8 protein-coding genes are annotated in these 10788 nt (G+C 63.8%); 1 reads left to right on the top strand and 7 read right to left on the bottom strand.

What is annotated here, in order from left to right; genetic code table 11:
• Nucleotides 1-32: 32 nt before the first annotated feature.
• Nucleotides 33-1547 (bottom strand): MFS transporter, encoded by a 1515-nt coding sequence (locus tag HX873_RS29285; RefSeq protein WP_177123594.1) that lies wholly within the window; start codon nucleotides 1545-1547, stop codon nucleotides 33-35.
• A 105-nt stretch (nucleotides 1548-1652) separates the two neighbouring features.
• Between HX873_RS29285 and HX873_RS29280 the strand changes: the two genes are divergently transcribed.
• The gene (locus HX873_RS29280) at nucleotides 1653-2576 is read left to right on the top strand and encodes a LysR family transcriptional regulator (protein WP_177123593.1); all 924 of its coding nucleotides are present in this window, start codon (nucleotides 1653-1655) and stop codon (nucleotides 2574-2576) included.
• Here the strand turns inward: HX873_RS29280 and HX873_RS29275 are convergent.
• The 6 genes from HX873_RS29275 to kdpF form a co-directional block, all read right to left on the bottom strand.
• The gene (locus tag HX873_RS29275) at nucleotides 2536-3228 is read right to left on the bottom strand and encodes a response regulator (protein WP_003219430.1); all 693 of its coding nucleotides are present in this window, start codon (nucleotides 3226-3228) and stop codon (nucleotides 2536-2538) included. The genes HX873_RS29280 and HX873_RS29275 overlap by 41 nt on opposite strands.
• Complete coding sequence (locus HX873_RS29270; RefSeq protein WP_177010107.1) at nucleotides 3225-5876, bottom strand: sensor histidine kinase KdpD; 2652 nt, start codon at nucleotides 5874-5876, stop codon at nucleotides 3225-3227. The genes HX873_RS29275 and HX873_RS29270 overlap by 4 nt, the downstream gene beginning before the upstream one ends.
• Nucleotides 5877-6005: 129 nt before the next feature.
• The gene (gene kdpB, locus HX873_RS29265; protein WP_008430369.1) at nucleotides 6006-8078 is read right to left on the bottom strand and encodes a potassium-transporting ATPase subunit KdpB; all 2073 of its coding nucleotides are present in this window, start codon (nucleotides 8076-8078) and stop codon (nucleotides 6006-6008) included.
• An 11-nt stretch (nucleotides 8079-8089) separates the two neighbouring features.
• On the bottom strand, nucleotides 8090-8749 hold the full coding sequence (kdpC, locus tag HX873_RS29260; protein ID WP_177123592.1) for a K(+)-transporting ATPase subunit C: 660 nt from the start codon (nucleotides 8747-8749) through the stop codon (nucleotides 8090-8092).
• A 10-nt stretch (nucleotides 8750-8759) separates the two neighbouring features.
• Nucleotides 8760-10466, bottom strand: coding sequence for a potassium-transporting ATPase subunit KdpA (kdpA, locus tag HX873_RS29255; protein WP_177010104.1), 1707 nt, complete (start codon nucleotides 10464-10466; stop codon nucleotides 8760-8762).
• 108 nt (nucleotides 10467-10574) lie between these two features.
• Complete coding sequence (gene kdpF, locus HX873_RS32145) at nucleotides 10575-10673, bottom strand: K(+)-transporting ATPase subunit F (RefSeq protein WP_003219423.1); 99 nt, start codon at nucleotides 10671-10673, stop codon at nucleotides 10575-10577.
• Nucleotides 10674-10788: the final 115 nt, after the last annotated feature.

Genomic DNA, 10788 nt, shown 5'->3' with positions numbered 1-10788 from the left:
GCTCATTGAGCGGGCTTTTTTGTGCCTTGGATTCAGCTCAACGACTGAATGCCCGGTTCGGTTTGCACGGGTGCAATGCTGTTTCGCCCCATGAAGGCCAGGACCACCAACGCCGTCAGCACGGTGAATCCCGCGAGCAGTTGCAGCAAGGTGTTGAACCCCGCGATGTAGGCGCTGCGCAGTGCTTCCAGCGGAAGGGCGGCCGAGGCCAGTTGCACGTTGCCCATGACCAGGCCTTGGGCAATCACTGACACGTCGGCCCCTGCGAGACCCTTCAGGTGATGTGCCACCAATGCGCCCAATACTGCCATCGTGATCGCCAGCGCCACGCCTTCACTGGCCACGCGGGTGGTGTTGAAAATCCCCGCCGCCATTCCCGCGCGCTCCTTGGGCACCACGCTGATCGCCAAACCATCCATCAAACCCCACGGCAGCCCGGTGCCGATCCCGATGACCAGCATTGCGGCGATGGTCTGCGCAGGCTGGTTGGCCAGGCTTAATCCCCACAGGCCCACCGCCGCGATCAGCAAGCCAATGGCACACAACCGTCCTGCTGAGAGCCAGCGGGTCAGCGATGCGGCGATCATCGGCACCACCAGCATCGGTGCCGATAACGCGAGCATCATCAAACCCGCGTCCAGCGCGCTGGCGCCTTCCACACCGATAAACCGCAGGGGCAGCAACACGATCAGCACGATGTAGCAGTAACAGGTACCGATCGGCAGGAGCTGCACGCCAATAAAACGCGGGAAGCGAAACAGCCGCAGCTCCAGCATCGGTTGGCTGGAGCGGTTTTCGACGAGGATAAACACCAGCAAAAACACCGCCGCCGCGATCAGCAGGGCATCAACCAGCGGCGACGTCCAGCCGTGCTCCGGCGCGAGGATCACCGCCGTGGTCAGGGCCACCAGCATCGCGGAAAACGTCAGTACACCAGCGGTGTCCAGCCGCAGCGCTTGCGGGTCGCGGCTTTCACGCATTTTGGGCGCGGCAAACAGCAGCGAAATACCGGCCAATAATGCAGTGCCGAGAAAAATCGAGCGCCAGCCCCAGTGCTCGATCAGCACCCCCGACAGCAATGGCCCAAACGCCAGGCCTGCACCGAATGTGGTGCCCAGCAAGCTGAAGGCGCGGGTACGGGCGTGCCCGTCGAACTCTTGGGCCAGCGCCGCACAGCCACTGGCCAATGCCGTAGCCGCCGCGACGCCCTGCACGCCACGCAACACATCCAGCCAGAAAATCCCCGGTGCCACTGCCAGCAGCAAGGAGACCACGGTAAACAGCGCCATGCCCCACAAGAAAAGACGCTTTCTCCCATACAGGTCGGCGAGGGTGCCGGCGGCCATCAACAGGCTGCCGAAACTCAGCATGAATGCGTTGGTGATCCACGCCAGCTGACTGGGCTGGGCGGCAAATGCCTGGCCGATAAAGGGCGTGGCGACGGCGCCGCCGGTAAAGCTCATGGGCAATACCAGGGCGGCCAGGCAAATGGCCGCCAGGATGGAATATCGGCCATGGGCGGGCGCAGATTCGGTTGTAGTGGTCATAGGGGCATTCCCGCGAGTTTGAAGATTAAAAGACTCTAATCAGGATGCAATCACGGATAAACGGGCTTACATTCCGTTCATAACGGACTGGATGGATGCAATGACGTGACCGATAACTTGAGCGGCGTGATCGCCTTCGTGAAAACGGCAGAGGCCCTGAGCTTCACCGGCGCGGCCCGGGCGATGGGGATTTCCGCTTCGGCGGTGGGCAAGAATGTCGCCAAGCTTGAGGCGTCACTGAATGTGCGGCTGTTGCACCGCAGTACGCGCAAGGTCAGCCTCACCGCCGAAGGCCAATTGTTCTACGAGCGCAGTCGGAAAATTCTCGACGACCTGCAAGACGCCCGCGCCATGCTTTCCCATGCGATGCAGGCACCCCGGGGCAAACTGCGGGTCAGCCTGCCCACCATCGGTTATCGCTTTCTCTTTCCGCACATGATGGCGTTCCGCAAAGCCTACCCCGAGATCGAACTGGAGCTGGATTTCAACGACCATCTGGTGGACGTGATCGAGGAGGGCTTCGACGTGGTCATCCGCAGCGGTGGCCTGGCGGACTCGACCCTGATGGCCCGCAAACTGGGACCGTTCAGGTTTGTGCTGTGCGCATCACCCGAGTACCTGCGGGCCAACGGTCGGCCAGAGTCCCTGAGCGATTTGGAGCATCACCCGTGCTTGCGTTACCGCTTCGCCACCACCGGCAAAATCATGGACTGGACCTTGTCCGCCAACCCGGCCATTACCCAGTTGCGCCTGCCCACCGCGCTGACCCTGAACAACATGGAGGCCATGCTCCGGGCCGCGATGGACGGCCATGGGATTGCCTACGTGCCAGACTTCCTGGCGCGCGAAGCCCTCGCCCAGGGCCAACTGGAAACCGTGCTCGACGGCCATTCCGATGACCAGGGCCAGTTCTGGGCCCTGTGGCCATCCAGCCGGCACCTCTCGCCGAAAATTCGCGTGTTTGTCGATTTCGCCGCCGCGCATCTGTTCACAAGCCCACCAGTCGGTAGCCCACCTGCAACTCGGTGATGAAGTACTGCGGCTGGGCCGGGTCGGCCTCCAGCTTCTGCCGCAGATGCGCCATATGCACCCGCAGATAGTGGGCGCGGTCCACGTAGTCCAGTCCCCACACTTCAAGCAATAACTGCCGATGGGTGAGCACCCGGCTCTGCCCGCGAATCATCGCGCACAGCAGGCGGTATTCGATGGGCGTCAGGTGCACCGGCAGGCCTTGGCGCCACACTTCATGGGTCGCCAGGTCCACCTCGATATCGCCAAACGCCACCTTGCTGGTGGCCGCCACGGTGCCGGTCTGCCCATGACGGCGCAGTTGCGCACGGATGCGCGCGAGCAACTCGGGTACGCCGAAGGGTTTGGTCAGGTAGTCATCGGCGCCGGCATCCAGGGCGGCGACTTTTTCCTCTTCGCGATCCCGCGCCGACAACACCAGGATCGGCACCGCCAGCCATCCCCGCAGCTCGCTGATCAGCTGTTTGCCGTCGCCGTCCGGCAGGCCCAGGTCGACGATCACCAGGTCCGGCTGACGGCTGGAAGCGTGGATCAACGCGCGTTTGACGCTGTCGGCCTCGAACACCTGGAAGCCCTCATCCTGCAGGGCGATGCCGACAAAACGGCGGATGTTGGCCTCGTCTTCAACAATCAGAATGCGTGCAGTGCTCATAGGGCGTCCATTGGGGGCGGAGTACCCGCCGGTAAAGTGATGACGAAATGCATGCCGCGCTCGCTGCCGGGTCTGGCTTCGATGCGCCCGCCGTGGGCTTCGACGATGCGCTTGGCCAGGGCCAGGCCCAGGCCGATTCCGGCGACCGAGGATTCCTGCTGGCCACGGGCAAACGGTTCGAACAGATTGGCCGGCGCGCTGCCCGGGCCGGTGTCGCTGACTTCCAGCAGGATGCTGTCGGAAACGGAACGGGCGGTAACGGTGATGACCGTGCCAGGCGGGGTGTATTTGGCGGCGTTGTCCAGCAGGTTGACCAGCACCCGTTCGATCAGCAGCGCGTCGACTTCCACCAGCGGTAATTGAGGGTCCAGCGTCGTGTTCACCACATGCCGGGCCAGTGGTTCACGCAACTGGCGCAGGGCGCTGCCGACGATTTCTTCCAGCAGATGCCATTGCCGGTTGAGTCGCACACCGCGCTCCTGCATGCGGGCCATGTCCAGCAGGTTTTCGATCAGGCGTTGCATCGAAGTCGCCTGCTCATGAATACCGTGCAGCAACGCGGTCAGCGGCCCCGGCGGCGCATGGGGCAGGGCGGTATCGGCCGCGCCGATCAGGGTGGTCAAGGGCGTGCGCAGGTCGTGGGAAATCGCCGCGAGCAAGGTGTTGCGCATTTTCTCGCCTTCCATCTGCACCATCGTGCTTTGCGCCACTTCGACGAAGTGCACGCGCTCCAGGGCAATCGCCAATTGGCTCATGCAGGCTTCCAGCAGGCGGCGCTCTTCGGGCTCGTTGAGGCGTTCGCTTTGCGCCAGTTCCAGCACCAGCACACCGCGCACGCGCATCGGCGCCTTGAGCGGCAGGTAGCAGCCCTTGGCGGCGGACAAGGTGTCGGTGCCCTGGCCGGCGGACTGGCCGTGGTCGTAGGTCCATTGGGCGATGCTGTCGTCGATCGGCAGCCCGCCCGCGCCCACGCTGTGCACGCCGTCGGCGGCGTCCGGCAAGGCCAGGCCGACCCGCGCCTCGAACACGCCGCTGAAGGTGCGCAGCGCCACTTCGCTGATCTGCTCCACGGTCAACGCGGCCGACAGGTCCCGGGCCAGGCGCGCCAGTGAGGTTGCGCGACGTTCTCGAGCGGCGGCGGTGCGCGCTTCGTGGCGCAGGCGTGCGGTGAGCTGCCCGGTGATCAGCGCGATGCCGAGCATCAACGCGAAGGTGAAGAAATACTGGGTGTCGTTGACGGTAAACGAGTAGCGCGGCTGGACGAAAAAGAAGTCGAAACACAGCACCGCGAGCATCGCTGCCCACACGCCGGGGCCGCGTCCAAACCGCAGGGCCACCAGCACCACCGTGAGCAGGAACAGCATCACCACGTTGGCCAGGTCGAACACTTGCAGCAGCAGCGCGGCGATGGCGCTGGCGGTGAAACAGGCGAGTGTGGACCAGAGGTAGGCCAGGGTTCTGCCGGGCGCTGGCGTAGGTTTTTCAATGGCAGGAACAGTGCCCGGCAGTACGCCATGGGCGATCACGATCTGGTCGATCTGCGGATGGTGCCGGCTGATCCGGTCGCTCACCGACTGATGCCAGAACCGCCATGCCCGGCGCGGATGATGGCCGAGCACCAGGCGATTGGCGTTGTGTTCCCGGGCACAGGCGGCCAGTGCTTCGGCGACGTCCATGCCCGGTAGCGTAGCGGTGTCGGCGCCGAATTCGCTGGCCAGGGCCAGGGTTTTCATTGCTGTGAGATAACGCTTGGCGCCGCGGCCCTGGGCTGCCGTGACGTGCACCACGATCCAGTCCGCCTCGAGCTTTTGCGCCAGGCGCGCGGCTTCTCGCACCAGGCGTTCATCACCGGCGTCACCGGCCACGCCTACCAGCAATCGCTCGCGGGCGGGCCACAGGGTCTTGATCGACTGTTCGCGACGGTACACGCGCATCTGCGTGTCGACCCGGTCGGCGGTGCGGCGCAGGGCCAGTTCCCGCAGGGCGAGCAGGTTGCCCTTGCGGAAAAAGTGCCGCGAGGCGCGCTCGGCCTGGGGCCCCAGGTACACCTTGCCGTCCTTCAAGCGTTGCAGCAGATCATCCGGCGGCAGGTCCACGACGACCACTTCGTGGGCATTGTCGAACACGTGGTCAGGTACGGTTTCCCGCACGCGAATGCCGATGATCCCACTCACCAGATCGTTAAGGCTTTCCAGGTGCTGGACGTTGAGGGTGGTCCACACGTCGATGCCGGCGCTGAGCAGTTCTTCCACGTCTTGCCAGCGTTTCGGGTGGCGCGAGCCGGGCACGTTGCTGTGGGCCAGTTCATCCACCAGCAGCACGGCGGGATGGCGTTGCAGGGCCGCGTCGAGGTCGAATTCGGTGAGGGTGAAATCGTGATGCAGGCGGTGGGCGCGGGGCAGTTGTTCGAGGCCGTTGAGCAGGTTGGCGGTTTCCTGGCGGCCGTGGGTTTCCACCACGCCGGCGAGTACGTCGCGCCCCAGGCTGACTTCCCGTTGCGCCGCGTCAAGCATGGCGCAGGTCTTGCCCACCCCGGCGTTGGAGCCGAAGTAGATACGCAGTTTGCCGCGCAAGGCGGCCTGTTCTTCCTGCTGGACCCGGGCGAGAAGGGCGTCGGGGTCGGGGCGTTCTTCGTTTAATGCGGGCATGTCATTCCTGGTCAATGCGGTTCAATGGTGGGAGCGGGCTTGCTCGCGAAAGCGGTGTGTCAGTGACAGACGAGTTGGCTGACACTCCGTATTCGCGAGCAAGCCCGCTCCCACATTGGGTTTGCGGTGCTACACGAGACCCAGCCCGGTCAGCACCAGGTCAATCAACTTGATCCCGGCAAACGGCACCAGCACCCCGCCCAGGCCATAGATCAGCAGGTTGCGATTGAGCAACGCTGCCGCGCCAATCGCCCGGTACGTCACGCCGCGCAGGGCCAAGGGAATCAGCGCCACGATGATCAACGCGTTGAAAATCACCGCACTGAGGATCGCCGAGTTGGGGCTGGTCAGGTGCATCACGTTCAGCGCGCCGAGCTGCGGATAGGTCGCGACAAACGCGGCCGGGATGATCGCGAAATATTTCGCCACGTCATTCGCCACGCTGAAGGTGGTGAGTGCGCCACGGGTCATCAGCATTTGTTTGCCCACCTCGACCACTTCGATCAGCTTGGTCGGGTTGCTGTCGAGGTCGACCATGTTGCCGGCCTCTTTCGCTGCCTGGGTGCCGCTGTTCATCGCCACCGCCACGTCGGCCTGGGCCAGCGCAGGGGCGTCGTTGGTGCCGTCGCCGGTCATGGCCACGAGCTTGCCCTGGGCCTGGTAGTCGCGGATCAGCTGCAGCTTGTCTTCCGGGCGCGCCTCGGCGAGGAAGTCATCCACGCCGGCTTCCACCGCAATCGCGGCGGCGGTCAGGCGGTTGTCGCCGGTGATCATCACGGTCTTGATGCCCATGCGCCGCAGTTCGGCGAAGCGCTCCTTGATGCCGCCCTTGACCACGTCCTTGAGCTCCACCACGCCGAGTGCCTTGGCCCCGTCCGAGACCACCAGCGGGGTGCTGCCGCGTCGGGATACTTCGTCGACCTTGGCCTGCAATGCAGCCGGAAAGCTCCCGCCGAGCGCTTCGATATGACTGCGGATCGCATCCGCTGCACCCTTGCGAATACCGCGGCCTTCGGGCAGGTCGACGCCGCTCATGCGGGTCTGTGCGGTGAAGTGCACAAAGCTTGCGCCGAGGGCGTTGATGTCCCGCGCGCGGATGTCGAACTTCTGCTTGGCCAGCACCACGATGCTGCGGCCTTCCGGGGTTTCGTCGGCCAGGGACGCCAGTTGCGCCGCGTCGGCCAGTTCAGCTTCCTTGACCCCCGGTGCCGGCAGGAAACTGCTGGCCTGGCGATTGCCCAACGTGATGGTGCCGGTCTTGTCCAACAGCAACACGTCGATGTCACCCGCCGCCTCAACGGCGCGGCCGGAAGTGGCGATCACATTGGCCGACATCATGCGGCTCATGCCCGCCACCCCGATGGCCGAGAGCAGGCCGCCGATGGTGGTGGGAATCAGGCACACCAGCAACGCCACCAGCACCGTGGCGCTGATCACGTTGCCACTGCCACTCATGGCCACGGCAAAGATCGAGTACGGGCTCAGCGTGGCGATCACCAGCAGGAACAACAGGGTCAGGCCCACCAGCAAAATTGTCAGGGCGACTTCGTTGGGGGTCTTCTGGCGCTTGGCGGATTCGACCATCGAGATCATGCGGTCGAGGAACGACTCGCCCGGGTTGACGCTGATGCGCACCACCAGCCAGTCCGACAGCACCCGCGTGCCGCCGGTGACCGAGGAAAAGTCGCCGCCGGCCTCGCGAATCACCGGTGCCGATTCGCCGGTGATTGCGCTTTCGTCCACCGAGGCCACTCCTTCGATCACCACGCCGTCCAGCGGCACCAGGTCGCCGGCTTCGATCAACACCACCTGGTCTTTGCGCAACAGCGTGGCTTCGGTCGGCAGCCACGCGGCGCCGTGTTTGGGTTGTTGCAGCAACTTGGCCAGGGTCTGGCGCTTCATCCCGCGCAGGCTGGCGGCCTGGGCACGGCTGCGGCCTTCGGCCAGGGCCTCGGCAAAGTTGGCGAACAGCACGGTAAACCACAGCCACAAACAGATGCTGAGGATAAAGCCGCTGGGCGCTTCACCCTGGCCACCCAAGGACTGGAACCACAGCAGCGTGGTGAGGAGGCTGCCCAGGTACACGACGAACATCACCGGGTTTTTCCACTGCGCCTGGGGCAGCAGTTTCTTGAACGCATCCCCGCAGGCGGTGAGCACGATGGCGCGATCGAACAGAGGTAAACGAGCATTTTTGATCATGGGGGAATCTCTTACTCACTGGCCGCAATGGGGGGCTGGCGCAGAGGCAGGCGGGCGTCCAGCGCGAGGTTGAGTTGCAGCACATTGACCCGTGGTTCGCCGAGCAAACCCAGGGTGCGTTCCGCGGTGTTTTCGTTCACCAGTTGCAGCAGTTCGGCTTCGGGGATCTGTCGCAGGCGGGCGACCCGGGCCAGCTGGATGCGTGCGTTGGCCACGGAGATATGCGGGTCCAGGCCGGAGGCGGAAGCGGTGACCGCATCCACCGGCACCTGGGCGTCGGCGGCGAGGCCGTTGTCCTGGCGGTAGGCTTTAACCCGGGCTGCGACCTGGTCCACCAGTTTCTGGCTGGTAGGGCCCAGGTTGCTGGCGCCGCTGGAACCGGCGTTGTACGGCTGGGAGACACTTTTGCTCGGGTCTTGCGGGTCGGCACCGAGGGTCATGCTCGGGCGGCCGTGGAAGTAGCCGGGCCTGGTGAAGTCCTGGCCGATCAACGCCGAGCCGATCACCAATCCGTCGCGTTCAATCAGCGAGCCCTGGGCCTGGAACGGGAACAGCAACTGCGCGGCAAAGGTGGTGAAGACCGGGTAGGCGAGGCCGGTCAGCGCCATGAAAAACACTGCCGAAACCAGCACCGGGCGCAACAGCCCTTTGAATATCGATTGAGTCGTCATCAACGTGTCCTTAGTTGTACGTCTGGCCGGACAGCAACTGCAGTTGCTCCACCAGCGGACCGAGCGCGAGCGCCGGCAGGAAAGTCAGGCCGCCCACCACCAGCACCACAAACACCACCAGCACCATGAACAGCGGGGTTGCGGTGGGGATGGTGCCGGCGCCGGCAGGCACGGTCTTTTTCATCGCCAGGGAACCGGCCACGGCGAGCATCGGCAGCATGGTGAAGAAGCGCCCGACCAGCATCGCCAGGCCAATGGTGGTGTTGAAGAACGGCGTATTGGCGTTCAGCCCGGCGAACGCCGAACCGTTGTTGGCGGTGCCCGAGGTGTAGGCGTAGAGCACCTCGCTGAAACCGTGGGGGCCGAGGTTATTCAGGCTGGCCATGGTGTCGGGCCACAGGGCGGCGAGGGCGGTGAACCCGAGGATGCTGATGGGGTGCGCGAGCACCGAGAGCATCACCAGTTTTATCTCCCGAGCCTCGATCTTCTTGCCGAGGAATTCCGGGCTGCGGCCGATCATCATGCCCACCAGGAACACCGTCAGCAGCGCGTACTGGATCAGGTTGATAAAGCCCACGCCGTCGCCGCCGAACACGCAGTTGAGCATCATCTGCGCCAGGGGCACGAAGCCGCCCATGGGGGTCAATGAGTCATGCATCGCGTTGACCGAACCGGTGGTGGCCGCGGTGGTGGTGGCGATAAACAGGCTGCTGTCGGCAATGCCGAAACGCAGTTCCTTGCCTTCCATATTGCCGCCGCTTTGTTCGATGGACAGCGTCTGGTTGGCACCGGCCTGGGTCAGCAGCGGGTTGCCGTTTTGCTCGGCGCCATACACCAGAGCGAGAAAGCCTAAGAACATCACCAGGAAGGTGCCGAAAAACACCCAGCCCTGACGGCGTTGCAGCAGCATGCTGCCGAAGGTGTAGGTCAGCGCCGACGGGATCAGCAACATGCTGAGGATGTGCAGGGCGTTGGTCAGCGGCGTCGGGTTTTCGAACGGGTGCGCGGCGTTCATGCTGAAGAAGCCACCGCCGTTGGTGCCGATATGCTTGATCGATTCAAAGCTCGCCACGGCGCCGACAATCAATTGTTGCTGCGCGCCTTCCAGGGTGGTGGCCAGGGCTTGGGAGGAAAAGGTCTGCGGCATGCCTTGCCACACATACACCAGGGCCATGCCCACGCACAGCGGCAGCATCACGCGGTACAGGGTGCGAGTGAAGTCGACCCAGAAGTTGCCGATATCCGCCGAGCTTGAGCGACTCAGGCCACGGATAAAACCGGCTGCGGCGACCACGCCCGAGGTGGCGCCGACGAACATCAGGAAGGTGATTACTGCCATCTGGCTGAAGTTCGACAGGCTGGTTTCGCCCGAGTACGCCTGCCAGTTGGTGTTGGTGATAAAGGAAGCGGCGGTATTGAACGCCAGGTCCGGGGTTTGTGCGGCCAGCCCGAGTGGGTTGATCGGCATGACGGCCTGTAACCGCAGGATGAGATAGCCGAGCAGCATCATCGCGGCGTTCGACAGCAACAGGGCAGAACCGTAGCGGGCCCAGCTCATGGTTTCCAGCGGGTCGATGCCCAGCAGGCGATAGGTATAACGTTCCGGCAGGGCGTGGCGGGTTCCGGTAAACACCCGGGTCAGCCACTTGCCCATCAGCACGGCGAGCCCGGTCATCAACCCCAGGACCAGCGCAAATTCCAGCAAAGTGCTTAGCATGTCGAGGCTCCGTTCAAATCTTGCCCATGGCGACAATGGCCATGGTTGTCGCGGCGAAAAACACCAGGGAGAGGCCTACAAAAATCATGTCGTACATGGTGGGGCTCCCTAGAACTTTTCGGCGCGAATGAGGGCGTAGCCCAGATAAGCGAACAGCCCGACGGCGCATAGGCCGCTGGCGATATAGATGAACTTGAGTGTGAGCACGGTGGAACTCCCCTGATTAATAAGCCGCGATTGCGGACGCGGGGAGGTTAAGAGGTTGGGTATCAAGTTCGGGCACTGATTGCGGGTTTGGGCATTAAGACGGTGTATAGAGGAG

Origin of the sequence: Pseudomonas sp. P7758, assembly GCF_013386485.1 — a bacterium.
In the GTDB taxonomy this organism is placed as follows: Bacteria; Pseudomonadota; Gammaproteobacteria; order Pseudomonadales; family Pseudomonadaceae; genus Aquipseudomonas.
Note: the sequence above shows the minus strand (reverse complement) of the source record. Positions and strands in the feature narration are given on the sequence as shown.